This window comes from Echinicola pacifica DSM 19836 (assembly GCF_000373245.1).
GTDB lineage: Bacteria > Bacteroidota > Bacteroidia > Cytophagales > Cyclobacteriaceae > Echinicola > Echinicola pacifica.
In genome coordinates this window covers 57373-78639 of sequence record NZ_KB890740.1, presented here as the reverse complement: position 1 = coordinate 78639, position 21267 = coordinate 57373, and the positions used below count along the sequence as shown (strand labels likewise).

Genomic DNA, 21267 nt, shown 5'->3' with positions numbered 1-21267 from the left:
CCCTTTTCTATGCTTAAAACCCAAAATTGACTCAATTTTAATAAGTTTGAATCCTGTTTAACTCCTGTGGTAGTGTCTATTATTAGTTGGATAGCTTTATGATAATTTCTTTGCCTTCATATTTAATGATTTTTGCCTGTTCCGATTCCTTATCCAGCTCCAGGGCTGTAGCGGAGTTTTTATTGGCGAGGGTAATTATGAATGTTCTTGATTTCAACATTCCCTCAAATTCCCCTTTTCGCTCACCGATCACCAGTGTTTTCTCCGCATCATTATAGAGGAGATTTATGGTCGAATAAAATCCATTCTCATAATTATAATTGATTCCTTCATCTTCATAGAGTTCAAACTTCCCGTTCTGACCAGGGTAAATCCAGAGGTGAAGGGGATCTGCTGGTTTTTCGGAAGTATAGCTGATCTCCGGGCCAAAAGGAATTATGCTTCCTGCCTTAACGTAGATTGGGATTTTGTCATAGGGAGCAGCGACTTCAATGGTTTTACCGCCTTCTATTTTCTCCCCAGTGAGTAGGTCATACCAGAGGGTATGGTCAGGGAAAAAGACCTCTCTTGAGCGGGCCTTGTATTGATATATGGGATTGATCATTAGGGAAGGCCCAAACATAAATTGGTCTTTTATACTCTTGGCCTCTTTATCCTCAAAATCCATCATCAAAGGCCGCATCAGGGTATAATCATCATGATGTATTTTTCCCGTCAGGGAATAAAGATAAGGCATGAGGCGGTATCTTAGTTTATTATAGAATACGATGGACTTATAGGCTGGATGCTCATCCGGAGCGATATTAAATACCTCTCTATAAGGATATTGACCATGGGAGCGATATAAGGGGCTGAAAGTGCCATACTGGTACCAGCGTGTGTTGAGCTCGCGCCATTCCTCCAAATCATCCCCTTGGGGATCGGGGCGGTCATATTTATTTTCCACAAAGAATCCTCCGATATCGGTGGTCCAATAAGGGAGTCCCGATAGGGCAAAGTTAAGACCAGCGGGTATCTGCTGTTCTAATTCGTCAAATCTAGCCGCAATATCTCCGCTCCAGGTGGCTGCGCCATAGCGCTGGATACCAGGAAAGCCAGATCGGGTGAGGATAAAGACACGGTCTTGGTTGTTTTGCTTCCGTTGTCCTTCATAGATGCCTTTGGCATTGACTAGGGAGTAAGCATTAAAGTATTCCTCGGAGGTGCCTAGAGCGTTGGGACTCATGAGCGTTTTGCGATGATCGATGGAGGAGTTGGAGTGAATGTCTGGCTCTGTAGCGTCCAGCCACCAAGCGTCTATCCCTTTTTGGTAGAGCTTATCATTGATTTGCTTCCAAAACAATTCCCTGGCGCCAGGAGCAAAGGCATCATAAAAGGTGCTGATATAGCCTTGGCCAATCCAATCTTTCTGTCGATTTTTGATATTCTGCTGGTATAGCCAGCCCTTGGATTCGAACTGCTCATAGTGGTCGATACCTTCATAGAATTTTGGCCATACGGAGATCATGAGCTGGGCATGGTATTCTTCATGGACTTTCCGGACCATAGCTGCGGGATCCGGGAAGCGCTCAGGGTCAAAATCATGCGATCCCCATTCTGCTTCCGGCCAATAGGACCAGTCTTGGACGATATTGTCCAAGGGGATTCCTCTTTTTCGGTACTCCGCCACGGTATTTAGGAGCTCCGCCTGGGTATGATAGCGTTCTCGACTTTGCCAAAAACCCATGGCCCATTTAGGCATCACCTGCGCTTTGCCCGTCAGGAGCCTATACCCATGGATACGCTCATCGATGCTTTTGCCATGGATGAAATAATAGTCCATCATTTGGCCCGCTTCGGACTGGAAGGCATAAGTCTGCTCCGTGTCATATGCGCTAGGCGCCAGGTACTTGATGCTAAAGAAGGATTGGGTGGATTCTGGAATCCATTCCATCTTGATGCTGGAGGGCTTGTCGGTATGGAGTTCCTGGCGGAATACTGCCGGGCCGGGATTCCAGCTTTCTCTCCATCGATCCAGGATTAGCTGGCCGTCGATCCATATTTTTATATAGCCTGAATAAGAAAGATAAAACTGGTGAAGCCCATTATGATTTGCCATTAGCTGTCCCGTCCAGGTGACAGCACCATCAGCCATATTGAAGTCGGCCGGGATTTTTTCCAAATCATCCAAAAAAGTATAGTCTATCTGTCCCTCATGCTGTTTTAAGCCTTGATTTGGCTGCTCCTTATTATTGGCATATACAGCGGTGAGGAAGCCCTCTTTTCCTAGTTGGTCAAATAAGCGGAGCTCAGAAAGTGGCAAAAGCTCCCGGGTATCGCCCACCTTGGTGATCGAATTGTTATCCCATAATATACTGTATTCACGACTTGAGGTCAAGAAAGGAACGGCGACCACACCATTATATTGGGTGAGATCTACCTGGTAACCCTTATAGTCGAATAGGCCTGTCTGCTGCTGACCTAGCCCGTATAAGCTTTCGTCCCTTGGGCTCTCAAAGCGCTGGGTAATGGTGAACAGCGGATGATTTTGATCAGCAGTAATGGGAAGAAAGGCCTTTCCACCTGGAGTTTCCTTCAATAATAGCTTTCCTGATTCATCCTTGAAGGCAATTCCCCCCGTGATTTTAGATACCCACGCTTGGCTTTTGCTGGTGATTAGACCTATAGAATCATTGGTTTCTCTTCTTTCCCAAGAGGGAGCCTTGGGCAGACTATCCTGAATCATGAGGCTTTGTACCTCGGGAATACTGTCGGTGGGGCTGGCGCTAATGCGAAAAATATCTTCGGAAATAACCTCTATGCGCAGGGTATGCGCTTCCATATTTTCAGAAGCAGGGATAGTTATTTGGATGCCATTACTATTTAATGGCATTTCTGTGGCTGGGGAGCTGCATCCCCAATAGGTCAATACCGCAAAAAGACTATAAAGCCGAGGTTTAATGTTCATGGATGAAACGATCAATTGGTTATTTGGAAGGATAAAAGTAGGAAAGCCTCTTCATGAGGACAGGCGTCAAATGTTTATAAAGGAGTACGGAAATGTTAACAGGCTAAGATTTTGCCTTTTTACACTGCTTTTGAAGCCTTTTTTTGGAAAAAAATGCCCTTGTCTAAGGTTTATAGTAAAGTATTTGAATCATCAGGCCTTGAGGGATTGGCGGGATTTCTTATATATAAATGACGAAAAGGCTATATGGATAAAGTGAAGATGCTGACTGAGGTTCATTAAGTCCGCATAATCCCACTATAGATAGAGTTGCCCAACTTCTGATGATCACCTTAAAGAAGGAGGGGTGTAGGGGCCCAGTATGTATTAATTTGGTTCTTAATAAAGAAGAAGGGCAGAATATTGTTCGGTCTGAAAAAGTGGCTATTGGGGCTAATTTAGGATAATAACATAAAGTTCATCCAATCCCTTCACAATTCGTTTTAAAGAGCCAATTTAAATCTTATTTTTGCTCTATTGAACCATTTATACCATTACAAAAAGTCTTTTAACCCACCTAATAGATAAGGTACAAGCCTGTATAAGGCCTAATAAACCAAACAAACAATATGAAAAACACCAATCCAACACAGACGGACGCCTGGAAGAAACTCTTAAGACTTGCTGAGAAAAAGAAGGATCAGACGATTAAGGCACTTTTTGAAGACAAATTGAGATTTGATAAATACTCTGCACGCTTTGAAGATATTTTGGTGGATTACTCCAAAAACAGAGTGGATGACGAGGTGATCCAGACTCTTTTTGAACTGGCTACTGAGACGGACTTGAAGGAAGCTATCGATTCGATGTTTTCTGGTGAGCATATCAATCAGACCGAGGATCGTGCCGTACTGCACACCGCTCTAAGGAACCGCAGCAATACCCCAGTGAAAGTGGAGGGGAAAGATGTGATGCCGGATGTGAATGCTGTATTGGCTCAGATGAAGGAATTTTCCGATAAGATAAACGCAGGAGACTGGAAAGGATATACGGGCAAGCCTATAAAATCTATGGTTAATATTGGTATCGGAGGAAGTGACCTGGGGCCAGTAATGGTAACTGAGGCGCTGAAGTCCTACCAAAATGAAAACCTTGAGATCTTTTTTGTGTCCAATGTGGATGGAACTCATATCGCAGAGACGCTGAAGAAGGTGGATCCTGAGACCACTTTGTTTTTTATTGCCTCCAAGACTTTCACTACTCAGGAGACGATGACTAATGCCCATTCGGCCAGATCATGGTTTCTGGAGCATGCCAAAGATGAAGCGGCAATTGCCAAGCATTTTGTGGCTCTATCTACCAATTCAGAAGCGGTGTCGGCCTTCGGTATTGACACCAAAAATATGTTTGCATTTTGGGATTGGGTTGGTGGAAGATACTCCTTATGGTCTGCCATTGGCCTTCCTATTGCCTGTACCATCGGTTTTGACAATTATGAGAAACTCCTTGAGGGAGCTCATGCCATGGACAAGCACTTCCAATCCGTTGACTTTGATTCCAATATTCCGGTGATCCTTGCTCTTATCGGTCTTTGGAATACCAATTTCCTTGGGGCCACCTCCGAGGCCATTCTTCCTTATGATCAGTATATGCACCGTTTTGCCGCTTATTTCCAACAAGGAAATATGGAGAGTAATGGAAAATATGTATCTCGAAATGGTGAGAAGGTGGACTATTCCACTGGTCCAATCATCTGGGGCGAGCCAGGAACAAATGGCCAGCATGCTTTTTACCAATTGATTCACCAAGGAACTCATCTTATCCCTTGTGACTTCATTGCGCCAGCTATTTCCCATAATCCTGTAGGAGATCACCACCCAATCCTGATGTCTAATTTCTTTGCCCAAACAGAAGCATTGATGAACGGAAAATCTTTGGATGAGGTAAAAGCTGAACTTGCCAAAGCCGGGAAATCTGAGGCTGAGATAGAGAAATTGGCCCCTCATAAAGTGTTTGAAGGCAATCGTCCTACCAATTCCATCCTCGTGAAGAAGGTCGATCCTTTTACATTAGGAGCCTTATTGGCAATGTACGAGCATAAAATTTTCACTCAAGGTGCCATTTGGAATATCTTTAGCTTTGACCAGTGGGGAGTGGAATTAGGCAAGGTGCTTGCCAAAAATATCCTTCCAGAACTCTCTGGTGATGATAAAGTAAGTACTCATGATGCCTCTACCAATGGCCTTATCAATAGCTATAAAGCCATGAGAAAAGGCTAAGGTTTTAACCTGAAAAAATAAAATCAAAAAGCCCAGACTATCCATCTGGGCTTTTTTAATATTAAATATTGACTTTTGTTTAATCGCATTAAATTAAAGTCAATTTATTGATTAATAGTTTATTATGAATGATGGATGTATAAATAATCATAATGGATGATAGGCTTTTGATTAGAAAGGCCGATTTTTTCGAAGGCTACTTTGGAGCCAAAAGCGGCTTTTCCTAAGCCAATTTTCTTTCCACTTTCAGTTACGATCCGTATGATTTCACCTTTGGAAAAATCCCCCCTGACCTCCAGCACACCGATGGGAAGGAGGGAGGTGATTTTATGAGATAAGAGTGCTTTTTCTGCTCCAGCATTGATGACCAGTTCCCCTTTGGAGGATTGGTCGGCGTGAGCCAGCCATTTTTTGGTGCTCTGCTTAGGACTGGATGGCTCAAAATAAGTGCATCTAAGGCTCCCATCGATGAAAGCAGGGATGACGTCCTCTTTCTTGCCATTGGCGATCGACACTCCTATTCCCAAGTCAGCCGTCTTTTTGGCCATATTCATCTTGGTAAGCATTCCCCCTCTACCAAAAGAACTTTTGGAGGAGGAGATATAGCTGGCCATGGAAGGGGTATTGGCGTCCACCTTCTCTATGAGTTCAGAATCAGGATCATTGGGATGTCCCCTAAAAATACCATCCACATTACTTAAGATCAACAATTGCTCGGCACTTAGCATAGCTGCCACCAGCCCTGCCAGCTCATCATTATCGGTAAACATCAGTTCGGATACGGAGACTGTGTCATTTTCATTGATGATTGGGACAATACCATTTTTTAGGAGTCCAGCTAAGCAGCCTTTGATATTCAGGAAATGCTTTCGGTCTCTGAAATCACTCTTGGTGACCATAATCTGGGCCATTTTGATACCTTGCTGCCAAAACATCTGCTTATAATGGTTGATAAGCTCCACCTGACCCACCGCAGCAAGAATTTGTTTCTGCACCACCGGGTCGGTTTTTTCATCCAATATCGTGGATTTCCTACCAAATGCCACTGCTCCAGAACTGATCAGCACCACTTGTTTGCCACTATTTTTGGCCATCGCCATTTGATTGGTAAGCGACTTCATCCTATCCACATCCGGACTTCCATCGGGCTGGGTCAGGACATTCGATCCAATTTTTATTACTAAGATTTGATCTTTATTATCTTTCATAAATGCAATTCCTAAAAGAATTCAAAAATAAGAAGTATTGTGTCATTTTGTGTATAGGAGCTTCCATAAAATATTTTTTGGGCAAGGGAATTAATCTCAAAAGCTATTCCTCCGGAGAGCTGACGAAGCGATTAAAGTACCTCCTTCCTAAAAGCGCTAGTCTGATTCCCTACAGCCACTATAAAGGAGGCTAATTTCTATTGGACGAACAAATAAGGTCTTCAGAAGGGAATAAACTGGCAAGAAAAAAGTGGTTTTAGCAGCTTTATCATTGCATATCTGTAAAAATGGTGGTATTATTCCATCTTGACATCAGTAAAGACATCAGGATAGCACTGCTATTATAGTTTAAAAGGAATATGGGAGAATTGATTATCGATTTTAGTAATTGGATATGGGGCTGGCCGCTGCTGGTATTGTTATTAGGAGGGGGAACGGGCTTGTTTTTTTATTCCGGACTAATTCCTTTTCGAGGTTTTATTCATGCCATGAAGGTGGTGGGAGGAAAGTACGACGATCCAAATGCCAGTGGGGATATCACCTCATTTCAGGCGCTGACCTCTGCCATTGCCGCCACGGTGGGCTTGGGTAATATTAGCGGTGTGGCCTTGGCGATAGGTATGGGAGGCCCTGGCGCTATCTTTTGGATGTGGGTTTCTGCATTTGTAGGTATGGCCACTAAGTTTTTCACCTGTAGCCTGGCCATTATGTACCGGGGCAAGGACAGTTCTGGCCATATTCAAGGTGGTCCCATGTATGTGATTGAGGAGGGAATGGGCGTTAAATTTCGTTTTTTGTCCATTATTTTCTGTTCAGCAGGCATCATGGGGCTGCTAGCGATATTTCAAGCCAACCAGTTGACGGACGTTGTGCGGATCGTCCTATTGAAACCAATAGGCTTAGACTATGGTGCGCCGACCCGCTGGGCACTTGGGATCACCATGATGCTTATGGTGGCAGTGGTGATTTTGGGAGGAATCAAGAGAATAGCATTGGTAGCGTCCAGGCTGGTGCCATTTATGGTTTCCTTATACTTTATTAGTGTGCTTATTATTTTATTCAAAAACAGCACTGAGATTTTACCTTCTCTTAGTTTTATCATTGAAGATGCCTTCACTGGCCAGGCGGCCATGGGTGGGGCTGTTGGCAGTGTGATTATTATGGGTGCTAGGCGGGCTGCATTTAGTAATGAGGCCGGTATAGGTACCGCTCCCATGGTGCATGGAGCCTCCAAAAATGAGGAGCCGATCCGCGAAGGGCTGATCGCAATGCTGGGGCCCTTTGTCGATACGATCATCGTCTGTACCCTGACCGCGCTGACCATCATGGTGACCGGGGTGTGGCAATCAGGCGAGAAAGACGGGGTGCTGATGACCTTGTCGGCCTTCGAAATTGGCATTCCAGGTTTAGGGAAGTACTTCCTGATGGCCGCGGTGATGGTTTTTGCCCTTTCCACCATGTTTACCTATAGTTATTATGGTCACAAATGCTTCAATTACCTTTTTGGGGCGGATAAGGCGGATTATTATAATTATTTCTACCTGATCACCATCGTGGCTGGAGCCGTGGCTTCCCTTACCGTGGTGATGAGTTTTGTGGATGGAATGTATGCGATTATGGCCTTTCCTACCATGATTTCAGCTATCTACCTGGCTCCAAAAGTCAAGGCCGCCACCAAGGATTACTTCGAAAGAATGAAAAATATGGAATGATGAAATGGCTGCTGGCACCAAATGCTTTTAAGGGAACATTGTCTGCCACTCAAGTAGCTGACCTGATAGCAGGATGCCTTCCCTCAGGTATCCAAGCCACCAAAATGCCCGTGGCAGATGGGGGCGATGGCACTTCCAGCTTATTAGCAAAAGTGATGAATCTGCAGGAACTCCCTGCTCATGGCCTTAATGCCATAGGGAAGGTGAGCAAGGGAATGATCTATCTAAACCACCAGGAGGACACTGCCTATATCGATATCAGTGACCTGAGTGGTGTCGCGGGCTTACCGGATTTTCAGGTAAACGCCTCCTGGACCAGCTCTTATGGCACTGGATTGCAGATCCAGAAAGCGATTAGTAGGGGGGTGAGTAAGGTGGTTCTTGGCCTCGGAGGCAGTGCCACGGTGGATTTGGGGACGGGAATTTTGCGCGCTTTAGGGTATTTATTTTTGGATAAGAAGGGCAGGGAAATCCCTGTTTACAGCCCTGGTTTTTTGCAGAAAGTAGCTTTCATCCAGCGACCCATCAAGAAGTATAAGCTGCAGTTTACCTGCTTATGTGATGTCAATTCCATTTTTTTTGGCTCCAAAGGAGCAATTCCTGTTTTTGGCCCGCAGAAGGGATTGCATGGCGAAGCATTACGAGATCATGAGATAGCAGCAGAGCGGGTATTTAACTTATTGAAACAAAAAAGTCCTACCTTATATGATAGGCAGGGTTTTGGGGCTGCAGGAGGTATTGCCTTAGGCTTGAGTGCATTTTTTCCTACCACAATTGAGATGGGTTCAGATTATTTCTTTAAACAGACACAGATGGAAACCCTTATTCAGCAGGCGGACCTGGTGTTGACGGGTGAGGGAAGATTTGACCGGCAGTCGGCGGCAGGAAAGGCCAGTCACCAGCTTTTGCTATTGGCCAAAAAATATGGAAAGAAATCAATTTTGATCAGTGGAGGATCAAAGGAAGAGGGGATTCAGGCGGGTTTTGATCAAGTGATTTCCTTGCCTGACCTGGAGTCTGATCAACTGGATAGGGAGGATGAAGCGGCGTATAACTTAAAAATGGCACTTCGTGAGTTTTTTGATCTTGGCACATAATAATAAAAAAACTCCCCAGCCTAGGCCAGGGAGCTTGAATATCAACCTTTTACTTCTTCTCGACCATCTGCATGGAGAGCAAAACGCCCTTTTTCTTTGGCATGGGTGGACTCATAAGTTTCCCAAGGCCAACCGCCAAACTGAGTTTTCTGAAACTCCTGCATCGCTTCATTGATTTCCTGCTTGGTATTCATTACAAACGGCCCGTGCTGCACCACTGGCTCAGCGATAGGCTTACCTTGTAAGAATAATAGTTCTGCAGGCTGATCTCCATTCTGAAATTGGATTTCCTTCTCAGACCATAAGTCCAGTGAATGCCCCTCAGGTATTTCAAATCCCTCAGTGGTAAGTTGAGATCCATTATAGAAATACAAGGTTCTATTGATCCCTTCACCGGTCGCAGGAAGAGTCCAGGTGGCATTGGCTTCCATCTTGATGGTCCATATAGCCACCTCATTAGTAGGGTCTGCCGCCCAGGAGTCAGGATTAGGAGCAGGTGCTTTCGCATCCGCATACTGTCCAGCGATGACTTTTATCGCTGTTTTATTACCCTTCTCATCTGAATAGCTATAAATAGGAATGTCCTCTGACCATAGCATTTTGAAGTGTGCCGGCACATTCTTATTGGCTTTTGGAAGGTTTAGCCAAAGCTGGAAGAGCAATAATGGATTTCGCTCCTGTTGGTTTAACAAAGGAAACATCTCACTATGCATCACTCCCTTGCCCGCAGTCATCCACTGCGCATCACCTTTGCCAAATCGACCTGCCGCTCCCAAAGAATCAGCGTGATCCGCAAACCCTTCTTCTACCAAGGTGACCGTTTCGAAGCCCTTATGAGGGTGAGCTGGAAATCCCGGGACCTTAGACCCATGATACATCCTCCAGCCGTCTTTTAAGGTGAAGTCTTGCCCAATAGCTCGACCTGCCAATGAGGCATTGGGCCCCAGTTCTGCCGTTCCCGCAGGGAAATCGTCCTTATGATATGCGCAAAATAGAAAGGGATCCTGAGTTTGCCACTGAAATCCCAACTGTCTGATTTTTTTTACTGCTGTGTCTTTCATCTTGTCCTCCTAAGACTTTTATGTGTCCGCTTCATCACAAACCCCAAACCGCTTGGCCTTTGTAATGCTTTGGTTAAATGTATGTGAATTTAATGTATATACATACAATATTATAAAAAGGTTTCATTTCGAACCAAAAAAAGTTTAGCCCTACCTATTATTATGATGATCTAAAAGGGATATGCCCATGATCTAATCCTTCTTTGTTTTCCTAGATATCGGATAAGGACATTCACTCTTTTTGGGAGTATTATCGGGTGTATTAGCTCGATATGGAGGTATTAATTACCTTCGTGATCGATCCTCAACTTTGGCCTGTAAGGCCCATCAAAAAAATAGCTTCCTATGGCAAACCTTATTTACGGAGTAAGCAAGGTGAGCTTAAGCCAAGTTACCAGGCCTGAACCCACCTTAATAGAGAGAGATTTTTGATTTAAGAGACTAAATGGCCTCGGTAAACCAATATTAATGAGATATTTTTGACTTTACTGAATTTTGGCTTCATCGTATCGATTGTCGATTTCTTTCAGTCGTCTGTCAATTTCCTGGCGGCTAAGCCATTCTCCTTTGACCATAACTCCTTCAGGCTGCTCCATATTTTTAATATTGTCCAGCGGGTTTTGGTTCAATAAAATAAGGTCAGCGCTGGCTCCAACTTTTATTTCTCCAAATTCATTTTCAGCATCAAAGAATTTAGCTGGGTTTAAGGTGCCGGTTTGAAGGATTTCCAAGGGGCTCAGGCCTGCGGCGGCCATGGCCTGCATCTCATGTTGGATGGAGAATCCCGGTACGTTGAAAACCTGAGGAGCATCTGAGCCCAGCAGCAGGCCGTAGCCATTCTTTTGTAGCTGAAGAAGGATCTTTTTGCGCAGTTCTATAAATTGCTCCCACTGGCTGGGCTTATAGGTTTCATTGCCCACCAAATTCCGCTTATTAGTAACCCAATTTTCTATGAGCTCCGGTGCTATGTATTTCATCTCAGGCTCTCTGGCGAGAGATTCTGCTGAGGATGGGGAAAACCAACGGGTAAAGAGACTTTGGGTGGGGACCACCCAGACCTCATTTTCCTTACTCAAAGCGACCAGATCTGGGAGTAGGCTGGTGTCCGCTTTCATGGTGAAGTTATATCCAAAGAAGCCATTCTGGCTGGAGTTTACCTCCTCCTTTTCGGGAACTAAGCCTTCCAGAAAGCCATCCATATGGTCAATGCTAGCATATTTACTGTGTAAGGCATGACGTATACCCACCAGTGTGGACACATGTCCGGCAAAGGGGATATTGACCTCATTGGCCGTGGTGACGATCTGGTCAAATACATGCAGTCTAAGTCCTGGATGAAGCTTGAGGAAGTCATAGCCTTCTTTTTGGTAAGCCTTGACCTGCTCGATCGCTTCCTCAGGGGTGGTCACCGTATTTCCATTGAGAGAGGGGCTGGAGGTGTAAATTCTAGGTCCGAGCATCTCGCCCTGCTTCACTTTTTCCCGCAGCTCCAGGTGGAGAGGGTGTCCCAGCATACCTCGTACTGTGGTGATGCCATTGGATAGGTACAAAAATAAGATTTCCTCCATCTGAGGGTCATTCCATATTACTGAAGGAAGGTGAGCATGCATCTCCGCTATCCCTGGCAGCAAGAATTTACCTTCGCCATTGATTATTTCTGCTTCCTGGATCACCTCGCTCTCATCCTCAGACTCCCTCAATATCTGCTGTATTCGCCCTGAGTCTATCACCACATGCCCACGGCTAATGCTGCCATCCCGCACATCAATGATGTTTACATGAGTGATGACCTTGGTGGTGATTGGGATCGTGCTGGTTTTTTGGCTGGACTGATTACATGAACTAGCGAAAAACGGCATCACTATTATTAGCAAAAGGGAGGCAAAAGTTTTCATAGGCTATCTTTAGGGAAAAGTTAAATATACTAGTTATGAATTGTTTTTTTAGTGCAAATAGCTTGATTCTTAGATAGAACGGATAGTCGTTTATTTTCGAACAAAATATTTGACTAAGGGTCAATCCTTGGCCGTAATTCCATCATTATGATCATACCTCTACTGAATTGATTAATAGAATTTTGCCAATATGAGTAGAACTTTCCATCAGATGGTGAGCCTCTGCGGCCTGGGATAGTGGAAATGATTGGTGGATGATGGGTCTAATTTTCTCTGGAAAGTGTGGCCATATTTCTGATTGCAGGCTGCGAGCAATTTTCGCTTTATAGGCGATGGACTGGCTTCGTAAGGTGGATCCGGTGATGGTAAGTCTTTTGGCCATGATCTTCCATAGGTCTACCTCTGCATTTTTGCCCTTCATGGCATTGATATTTACCAGACGACCAAAATCCCTAAGAATCCGGACATTTTTGGCGGTATAGTCGCCACCGACCATATCCAGAATAATATCGACCCCTTTTTTATCTGTAAATTCCTTGATGGTATTCTCAAAGTCGTATTGATTATAGTTGATCGCCAGTTTGGCACCCAAAGCGGTGCAGAAATCGCATTTCTCATCGGTGCCAGCGGTGATGATTACCTTACCACCTAGGGCATTGATCATCTGAATGGCGGCCACGCCTATGCCGCTGGTGCCTCCATGAACCAATACGGTCTCTCCTTTTCCGAACTGGCCGATATCGAAGACATTATTCCATACGGTAAAGAAGGTTTCGGGAAGGGAGGCGGCTTCTATGAGGGACACTCCTTCGGGGATAATGAGGCATTGGGAGCTTGGGGCGCATACGTATTCGGCATATCCGCCGCCAGAAATAAGCGCGCAGACCTCGTCTCCTAGTTCAAACTGCCTCACCTCAGCTCCCAAGGCGCTGATGGTCCCTGAGACTTCCAGACCCGGAATATCGGCGGGAGCATCCGCCGGGGCAGGGTATAGACCTTGTCGCTGCGCAATATCGGGTCTATTGACGCCTGCAGCGGCGACTTTTATAAGTACCTCCCCTGCTTTAGGTTTGGGGATGGGGCGGTCGTGAACTTCTAGTACATCGGGATTCCCGGCTTCTGTGATAATTACAGCTTTCATAGTGGACAGGTTAAAAATTGATCCTGGTAAATATACAAGAGCCATGCCTAAGAAGATAAAAGTCGGTACTAATTCTGATTGGTGATCCTTAAAATTATCAGGGGAGGAGAGTCGGTTTGGTAGGATCTGCTATGTAGGTAATAAATCTAATTTTCTGCCTAAATTCCCTTAATACCTACCTTTTGGAGGTGAAAATCACCAAAATCGTCTGCAAACGATTGCAAAAAGTTAAAAAATTCCAGAAACTGCTGATTTTCAAGGAAACAGGTTAAAAATTTATGATCTATTATTTATAGTGGTAATTCATTATAATTATTTAGAATAAACTTGGTAATTATTGCTATTTCCTAAAATATAAAATTGTGATAGGGCTCACGGATGGGGTAGATGTTGGTTGTTTCATTAATTAATAATAATATATTTGCTCAGATAGCACTTGTTTAAAAAAACCACTTACACATTACTATGGAGAACTTAATTTACGCTGTTCCGGCACTAGGTATTTTGGGCTTAATTGTCATGGCCATCAAATCATCCTGGGTAATCAAACAGCCAGCAGGCACCGAATCTATGCAGGAGTTGGCAGGGCATATAGCCCGAGGGGCGATGGCCTTTTTGAAGGCAGAGTGGAAGGTTCTATTTTATTTTGTGGTGATTGCAGGCCTCTTGCTTGCATGGTCCGGGACTTTAGTTGAGAATTCTAGTCCAGTGATTGCGGGTTCCTTTGTATTGGGAGCATTTTTATCGGCATTTGCGGGGTATATAGGCATGAATATAGCCACAAAGGCCAATGTCCGCACCACAGAAGCCGCCAAAACCAGTTTATCGAAAGCCTTAAAGGTGAGTTTTACCGGAGGCACGGTGATGGGATTAGGGGTTGCTGGATTGGCGGTCTTAGGAATGGGCACCTTATTCATTGTTTTTTATCACGCCTTTGTATTGTCCACTGGCGGGGAGGTCAATGGCGTGGATATGGAAAGAGCCCTGGAGATTTTAGCAGGATTTTCCTTAGGTGCGGAGTCCATCGCATTATTTGCCCGTGTGGGCGGAGGTATATACACCAAAGCGGCGGATGTAGGTGCTGATTTGGTGGGAAAGGTAGAAGCGGGAATTCCCGAAGATGACGTCAGAAACCCTGCCACCATAGCCGATAATGTTGGCGACAATGTAGGAGATGTGGCCGGTATGGGTGCTGATTTATTCGGCTCGTATGTTGCCACGATTTTGGCTTCCATGGTATTAGGAAGGGAAATCATCTCCAATGACTCCATGGGAGGAATAGCGCCGGTGGTGCTGCCCATGGTTATCGCCGGTCTTGGAATCGTCTTCTCCATCATCGGTACTTTATTTGTGAAAATCTCCAATGAAAATGACAGCGTCCAGGCAGCCTTAAATAAGGGCAATTGGATATCAATGCTGCTGACATTGATATCTTCCTATTTTGTAATAGATATAATGTTGCCGGAAGGCAGCTTAGTAATGATGCGTGACAACTCTCCGGAATTTACCAAAATGGGAGTTTTTGGGGCAGTGGTGATCGGCCTGGTAGTCGGCGGGCTGATGAGTATCATCACGGAATATTATACGGCTATGGGTCGCAGACCTGTCAATAGCATTATTAGGCAGTCGTCCACGGGGCATGCCACCAATATCATTGGGGGATTGGCCGTGGGGATGGAGTCCACTGTATTGCCGATCTTGGTATTGGCAGCGGGGATCTATACTTCCTTTCTCAGTGCAGGATTATATGGTGTGGCCATAGCTGCCGCCGGGATGATGGCGACCACCGCCATGCAGCTAGCGATTGATGCTTTTGGTCCGATAGCGGATAATGCCGGAGGTATTGCCGAGATGGCTGGATGTGAGAAGGAGGTAAGGGAAAGAACAGACATCCTTGATGCAGTCGGGAATACCACGGCCGCCACAGGAAAGGGCTTTGCCATCGCCTCTGCCGCACTTACCGCTCTCGCCTTATTTGCTGCTTATGTAGGGATTGCGGGCATTCATTCCATTGATATCTATAAAGCCGACGTGCTGGCGGGACTCTTCGTAGGGGCCATGATTCCATTTATCTTTTCGTCACTCGCCATCGCTGCGGTGGGCCGGGCCGCTATGGATATGGTCAATGAAGTAAGAAGACAGTTTAAGGAAATCCCCGGAATCATGGAGTATAAGGCCAAGCCTGAATATGACAAATGCGTGGAAATCTCCACCAAGGCCTCCATCAGAGAGATGATAGCCCCTGGAGCCATCGCCTTGATCGTACCGATTGTGGTGGGTTTTGCTTTTGGGCCAGAGGTGCTGGGTGGAGTATTGGCAGGGGTGACCGTGTCGGGCGTACTGATGGGGATCTTCCAAAACAATGCCGGAGGCGCTTGGGATAATGCTAAGAAGTCCTTCGAAAAAGGAGTGGAGATTAATGGAAAAATGGAGTATAAGGGCTCAGAACCGCATAAAGCGTCTGTCACAGGAGATACTGTAGGGGATCCATTTAAGGATACTTCCGGACCATCAATGAATATATTGATTAAGCTTACCTCCATTGTGGCACTGATTATCGCTCCACATATCGCGGAGGGGCCGGCGCATTCGGCAGCAGAAAAGGAGGCTATTCAAGTTCCTGATCAGGCATTGACGGCAAATGACGATATAGAGGTGCTGGAGATCAAGGCAGAGGAGATCGTGGAGGTACAGATCCAGCAATAAAGAGTTTATAGACTGACTTTTTTTTTATAATTATAGCCCTGGGGAAACTTTAGGGCTATTTTTATGAGCTTTTTTTTATTGGCAGCCCACTCGGTACTGACTGATGCTGTACGGAGAATGCTTAGGGAAGTTAGGCTTAGAGCTGTGAGTCGGCCTTCAGTCAGTCTGATTAGAAGCATGCATTCAGCTGAAGGGATTTGTCAGAGGAGGCATAAAGTGCGTTTAGTAAGCAATGAAATGGTGGGAGAAAGGGAAGTTTATTGGTCTAGTTTGATTTTGTGTTTTTTGCATACTAAGTAAAATATGCCTAAAAATCTCACTTATAAATTGATAGATGACATTGGTTTTAATTTTATAGGTTGTCATTTGAAGTCTTTTTTGAGGTGAATAAGGTATTTTCTGTAAAAATGCCTAAAATTGCAATTATGAAAATTCGAAGGTAGTAATATTATCAAATTTTTATTTTAGGGTTTGTTTCTTAATAAAAAATTCACAAAATTTAAATAGTATGTTTTGAATATTTTTGTTATGAACCGAATAATAGAATTTAAGTTTGGAATTTTTACTTATTCAAAATGAAATATTGATTTAATAAATATTAATCCTAAAACAAGCTAAGATGAAGCAAAGCTTTACAAGAATGATTTTACTATTAGCTGTGTTTTTTGCGCTAGGCGAAGTGATGGCGCAGGGAAGCAGGGTAAGTGGTAAAGTCAGTACACAGTCAGAGGGCAGTCCATTGCCAGGGGTGAGTGTATTGGTTCAGGGAACCAGCAACGGCACCGTCACAGATTTGGATGGTAACTATTCACTGGACACCGGTGAGGGGAAAGTGTTAGTATTCAGTTATCTTGGGTACGTTACAGAGACCATAGAGATCAGCAATCGCAGTCAGATCAATATCACGATGGAGGAAGACATTTCCGAGATGGGTGAATTTGTGGTTACGGCCTTAGGGATTACAAGAGATGAAAAATCAATTGGTTATGCCACTCAGCAAGTAGATGGAGAAAACCTTACCTATGCAAAGGAGCAGAATGTATTGGGCTCATTGGCGGGTAAAGTTGCTGGAGTTCAAGTAGAAGGAGCATCAGGAGCCAGTATGGGTGGAACTCAGAAAATAAAAATCAGAGGTGTGAATTCAATTTCTGGAGCTAGCCAACCTTTGATAGTAATTGATGGTACTCCCATTTCAAATTCTAATTTTTCAGGTGATGATGGTACAGATTATGGAAATTTAGGCCAGGATGTAAATGCAGAGGATATTGAGACCATAAATGTACTTAAAGGTCCCGCAGCATCTGCACTATATGGGATACGAGGTCAATATGGAGTAGTAATGATCACTACTAAGAAAGGGAAAAAAGGCTCTGATGTTCAAGTACAATTGAATTCATCTGTGTCTGTAGAAAGTGTTTTTAACCTAATGCCTTATCAAAATCAATATGGCGGAGGCTCTAGTCAAACATGGCGTACGCTTCCTAACGGGGACAAATATGTTGATATGCAGGTAGATGAGAGTTGGGGTCCTAAAATGGACGGAACACTAGTACGCCATGTGCAAAGTTTTTATCCTCAAGATCCAGAATACGGGCAGCTTGCACCATTTGTGGCTCATCCTGATAATATAAAGGATTATTATGAAACTGGATCTACGGTAAATAATGGCGTTACTATTACTGGTGGTGGCGGCAATTCTAATTATAGAATTAGTTTAAATGACACCCGAATTCAAGGAGTTGAGCCAAACACCATGTTGAAGCGTAATAATGTTGGAGTAAGTTTAGGAGTAGATATGACTTCTAAATTACGAATATCGAGTAATATTAATTATGCGATGAATAGTGGAAGAAGACCTGGGCAAGGGTCGGAAGATGGATCCAGGTATTTAGGGCAATGGTTTCAGAGAAGTTTGGACATGGAGAGGCTCAAAAATTATAAATATGATGATGGGAGTTTTTTCCACTGGAATTTAAGAAGGCCAAGTTCTTCCACTGGGGAGTTAGCGAGTTTTTCACCATTATATTGGGCAAATCCTTACTTTATTGCCAATGAAAATTATAGTGAAGATAATCGTGATAGACTTTTTGGAGATGTAGGGCTTACTTATCAAGTATTACCTGGGTTAAAAGTGAGTGGATTTGTAAGGACTGATACCTATACTCAGAATATCGATTCAAGAGCTGCGTTTGGAGGCAGAGGTGTTCCTGGCTATTCTATTGGAAAATATCAAAATAGAGAAATGAATTACGAGCTACTCGCTCAATATTCTAAAACGTGGGAAGCATTTTCCCTTAATGCGAATTTGGGTTCAAATTTCTATGATAGAAACTATACCTATTTATCCATGGCTACGGTAGGAGGATTATCTTCTCCCGGGTTTTACAATATTAATGGTTCCATAGATAGACCTTCTACCACTAATTATGAGTTGAATAAGCAAATTAAAAGTGCTTATGGAATGGTCTCATTAGGGTATAAAGGAACCTATTTCCTTGATGCATCATTGAGAAACGATAACTCCTCCACACTTCCAGAGGCTAATAATTCCTACTGGTACCCTTCTATTTCTGGTAGTTTTGTTTTCAGTGAATTGACAGACTGGAAAGTCCTTTCTTTAGGTAAGTTAAGAATGAGTTATGCGCAGGCTGGATCCGATCTATCTCCATATGGCACCACCTCATTTTATAATGTAGGAACTGTATATACGGGAGAAAACGGTCCCGTAAATACCTTAGCTGTCCCAGATAATTTGAACAATCCTAACTTAGAGCCATCTTTTGCTCATTCCTACGAGGCAGGTTTTGATCTGAATTTTTTTGAAGGCAGATTAGGTGTAGCATTTACTTACTATCAACAGATCAATAAAAATCAAATTTTGAATCTTGACCTGTCGGGAGCAAGTGGATATGGTTCAGCAACGATTAATGCTGGTGAAATTCGTAATAAGGGCTATGAAATGGCCATTAATGGAACAGCTATTAAAAACTCTAAGTTAACTTGGGATATCGCATTTAATATTAGCAGAAACCGTAATGAAGTAGTAGAGCTTTATCCAGGGATAGATGTATATCAATATGGAAGTACTACTTATTCTTCCACTACAAGTTATCTAAACTCCTATGAAGGTAAGCCATTTGGAAGCTTGGTAGGCCAAGCCTATCAGCGAGATGAGGCGACAGGTAAAATTTTATTGGGAGGAAATAATATCCCTTTATATACAGATGCAACCTACGATTTCGGTACAGTGTTGCCTGATTTTAATGGTGGATTACAGAATGTGGTTAGAGTGGGTAAGTTTGAAATTTCAGCTATGATTGATTTCCAAGTAGGAGGTCAATTTTTTAGCCGGTCAAAAATGCTAGCGGTAAGAACAGGTTTAGATCCGCTCACGGTGGAGACTAATGATAAAGGCTTCAACGTAAGAGATGATGTCGCTTCTGGTGGTGGAGTAAGAGTGGAAGGAATTTCAAGTGAAACAGGAGAGGAAGTAATTGCTTATGTAAATCCACAAACCTATTATGGGACTGTAGGCAGGAGAATCTATGAAGATTGGTTATATGATGCATCCTATGTAAGGTTTAAGGAATTCCGAATAGGTTATAATTTTACTAAAGATGTGCTAGGAAACTTTCCTGTAGAGAATATAAATGTGGCGATAATGGGTAAGAATTTAGGAATGATCTTCCAAAATGCACCCAAAGGCATTAATCCTGCAGAAATTTCTGTGGGAAGCCAATCAATAGGTTGGTATGAGTCTGGCCAATTACCATCGGTAAGGTCTTTAGGGTTTAATCTAAACGTCACCTTTTAAAGAGTAAAATCCATGAAGAAATCAATCATAATATTTTCGATAGCTATTTTATCCAGTGCTTGTAATAACTTTGATGAGGACATCAATATTAATCCAAATGCTCCTAGTCAAGCTTCTGGCACTCAACTAATAGCCAATGCAATGACTTCATTGCCAGGCTTAAGTTCTACCACCTCTGGAGAATTTATGTCCCAATATCTTTCTGAAACTCAATATGTAAACGCCTCCCTTTATCCCCAAAGTAGCACCAGCTTCTATTGGTTATATCAAGGGCCATTAATGAATTTAGAGGCCGTTTTGGAATCAGACGATCTAAGTGGAAATGAAGGCCCTGTGGCCAATCAACTTGCCGTGGCTAAGATCCTTAAGTCATATTATATGTGGCACACCACGGATAGATGGGGAGATGTTCCTTATACCGAAGCGCTTCAAGGGGCCGATAATTTTACACCCGCATATGATACGCAAGAATCCATATATACTAATTTATTCGCAGTCCTAAAAGAAGCAAAAGATCAGGTGGTTCCTGGTACTATCAGTAATGATATTATTTATAATGGAGATATGGATAAATGGGTAAAGCTAGGTAATACCATTAGAATGCTGATGGCTTTAAGATTATCCGAAGTTAATCCAACACTTGGTCAGCAGGAGTTTACAGCTGCCATGCAAGATGGAGTGCTTGCTTCTAATGACGATAATTTAGTTTTTAAACATTTGCAGGATGGAAATTTCCAAAACTATTGGTACGGTCAGATAGACCTCCAAGGAAGAGAATGGTGGGCTCTTAGTACGACCTTAGTGAATAAGATGAAGCCTTATGCTGATCCTAGATTGCCTATATATGGCAATCCAAACCGGACTGATGGCGAATATACAGGGCTTGTCTTTGGAGATACTGAAGACTATGATACCGAAAAGTATTCATTATTAGGCTCTGCTATTCATGAACAAGATTCACCCGTTTATTTAGTTACTTATGCTCAAACTCTTTTCGCTATGGCTGAAGCTGCCAAAATAGGATGGGTTACTGGGGGTGATGCTGAGGCTGAAAATTATTATAATTTGGCAATAGAAAATTCGATGAACCAGTGGGGAGCCGATATTTCGACACTTGCTTCATTTATGGCTCAACCTGATATAGCCTATAATCCTAACACTGCAGTTGAACAAATTGCCACTCAAAGATGGATTCACTTGTTTATGCATGGATATGAAGGTTGGGCAGAATACAGAAGAACTGGTTTTCCTGACAATATGGTATCTCCAGGTGGAGCAGATGTTCCAAACCGACAAATATATATTGAAGCAGAACAATTCAATAATACCGTAAATTATAATGAGGCAGTTCAACGCCAATTTGGAGGAACAGAAAGCCTTTACGGAAAAGTTTGGTGGGACGTCAACTAATAAAATCACATCTACTTA

At 43.5% G+C, this 21267-nt stretch carries 11 protein-coding genes; 6 read left to right on the top strand and 5 right to left on the bottom strand.

The window, feature by feature from the left end; genetic code table 11:
* Window positions 1-82: 82 nt before the first annotated feature.
* Window positions 83-2947: a TIM-barrel domain-containing protein gene (locus B050_RS0109050; protein ID WP_018473595.1), complete on the bottom strand. Its 2865-nt coding sequence runs from the start codon at window positions 2945-2947 to the stop codon at window positions 83-85.
* Between the two features lie 608 nt (window positions 2948-3555).
* Here B050_RS0109050 and pgi point away from each other — a divergent pair.
* On the top strand, window positions 3556-5205 hold the full coding sequence (gene pgi, locus B050_RS0109040) for a glucose-6-phosphate isomerase (RefSeq protein WP_018473593.1): 1650 nt from the start codon (window positions 3556-3558) through the stop codon (window positions 5203-5205).
* Window positions 5206-5327: 122 nt separating this feature from the next.
* On the opposite strand, the gene proB is transcribed toward pgi, so the two are convergent.
* The gene (proB, locus tag B050_RS0109035) at window positions 5328-6413 is read right to left on the bottom strand and encodes a glutamate 5-kinase (protein WP_018473592.1); all 1086 of its coding nucleotides are present in this window, start codon (window positions 6411-6413) and stop codon (window positions 5328-5330) included.
* Between the two features lie 359 nt (window positions 6414-6772).
* Here proB and B050_RS0109025 point away from each other — a divergent pair, with 359 nt between their 5' ends.
* Together B050_RS0109025 and B050_RS0109020 are read left to right on the top strand one after the other, a co-directional pair.
* A complete protein-coding gene (locus B050_RS0109025; RefSeq protein WP_018473590.1) occupies window positions 6773-8125 on the top strand; it encodes an alanine/glycine:cation symporter family protein in 1353 nt (450 codons plus the stop codon).
* Window positions 8122-9222, top strand: coding sequence for a glycerate kinase family protein (locus B050_RS0109020; RefSeq protein ID WP_018473589.1), 1101 nt, complete (start codon window positions 8122-8124; stop codon window positions 9220-9222). Before B050_RS0109025 ends, B050_RS0109020 begins: the two co-directional genes overlap by 4 nt.
* A 41-nt stretch (window positions 9223-9263) precedes the next feature.
* Here B050_RS0109020 and B050_RS0109015 read toward each other — a convergent pair whose 3' ends face one another.
* The 3 genes from B050_RS0109015 to B050_RS0109000 all read right to left on the bottom strand — a co-directional run bounded on the left by B050_RS0109015 (window position 9264) and on the right by B050_RS0109000 (window position 13319).
* A complete protein-coding gene (locus B050_RS0109015) occupies window positions 9264-10283 on the bottom strand; it encodes a pirin family protein (RefSeq protein ID WP_018473588.1) in 1020 nt (339 codons plus the stop codon).
* A 485-nt stretch (window positions 10284-10768) separates the two neighbouring features.
* The gene (locus B050_RS0109005; RefSeq protein WP_018473586.1) at window positions 10769-12178 is read right to left on the bottom strand and encodes an amidohydrolase family protein; all 1410 of its coding nucleotides are present in this window, start codon (window positions 12176-12178) and stop codon (window positions 10769-10771) included.
* Between the two features lie 151 nt (window positions 12179-12329).
* Complete coding sequence (locus B050_RS0109000) at window positions 12330-13319, bottom strand: NAD(P)H-quinone oxidoreductase (protein ID WP_018473585.1); 990 nt, start codon at window positions 13317-13319, stop codon at window positions 12330-12332.
* 465 nt (window positions 13320-13784) lie between these two features.
* Here B050_RS0109000 and B050_RS0108995 point away from each other — a divergent pair, with 465 nt between their 5' ends.
* The 3 genes from B050_RS0108995 to B050_RS0108980 all read left to right on the top strand — a co-directional run bounded on the left by B050_RS0108995 (window position 13785) and on the right by B050_RS0108980 (window position 21249).
* The gene (locus tag B050_RS0108995) at window positions 13785-16025 is read left to right on the top strand and encodes a sodium-translocating pyrophosphatase (RefSeq protein ID WP_026235757.1); all 2241 of its coding nucleotides are present in this window, start codon (window positions 13785-13787) and stop codon (window positions 16023-16025) included.
* Between the two features lie 619 nt (window positions 16026-16644).
* Window positions 16645-19839: a SusC/RagA family TonB-linked outer membrane protein gene (locus B050_RS0108985; RefSeq protein ID WP_018473582.1), complete on the top strand. Its 3195-nt coding sequence runs from the start codon at window positions 16645-16647 to the stop codon at window positions 19837-19839.
* Between the two features lie 12 nt (window positions 19840-19851).
* Entirely contained in the window at window positions 19852-21249 is a 1398-nt protein-coding gene (locus B050_RS0108980) for a SusD/RagB family nutrient-binding outer membrane lipoprotein (RefSeq protein ID WP_018473581.1), read from the top strand.
* Window positions 21250-21267: the final 18 nt, after the last annotated feature.

What these genes read in the sequence shown, in the direction of transcription:
- B050_RS0109050 (WP_018473595.1), bottom strand. Translation starts at nt 2,947, where the DNA reads ATGAACATTAAACCTCGGCTTTATAGTCTTTTTGCGGTATTGACCTAT.
- pgi (WP_018473593.1), top strand. Translation starts at nt 3,556, where the DNA reads ATGAAAAACACCAATCCAACACAGACGGACGCCTGGAAGAAACTCTTA.
- proB (WP_018473592.1), bottom strand. Translation starts at nt 6,413, where the DNA reads ATGAAAGATAATAAAGATCAAATCTTAGTAATAAAAATTGGATCGAAT.
- B050_RS0109025 (WP_018473590.1), top strand. Translation starts at nt 6,773, where the DNA reads ATGGGAGAATTGATTATCGATTTTAGTAATTGGATATGGGGCTGGCCG.
- B050_RS0109020 (WP_018473589.1), top strand. Translation starts at nt 8,122, where the DNA reads ATGATGAAATGGCTGCTGGCACCAAATGCTTTTAAGGGAACATTGTCT.
- B050_RS0109015 (WP_018473588.1), bottom strand. Translation starts at nt 10,283, where the DNA reads ATGAAAGACACAGCAGTAAAAAAAATCAGACAGTTGGGATTTCAGTGG.
- B050_RS0109005 (WP_018473586.1), bottom strand. Translation starts at nt 12,178, where the DNA reads ATGAAAACTTTTGCCTCCCTTTTGCTAATAATAGTGATGCCGTTTTTC.
- B050_RS0109000 (WP_018473585.1), bottom strand. Translation starts at nt 13,319, where the DNA reads ATGAAAGCTGTAATTATCACAGAAGCCGGGAATCCCGATGTACTAGAA.
- B050_RS0108995 (WP_026235757.1), top strand. Translation starts at nt 13,785, where the DNA reads ATGGAGAACTTAATTTACGCTGTTCCGGCACTAGGTATTTTGGGCTTA.
- B050_RS0108985 (WP_018473582.1), top strand. Translation starts at nt 16,645, where the DNA reads ATGAAGCAAAGCTTTACAAGAATGATTTTACTATTAGCTGTGTTTTTT.
- B050_RS0108980 (WP_018473581.1), top strand. Translation starts at nt 19,852, where the DNA reads ATGAAGAAATCAATCATAATATTTTCGATAGCTATTTTATCCAGTGCT.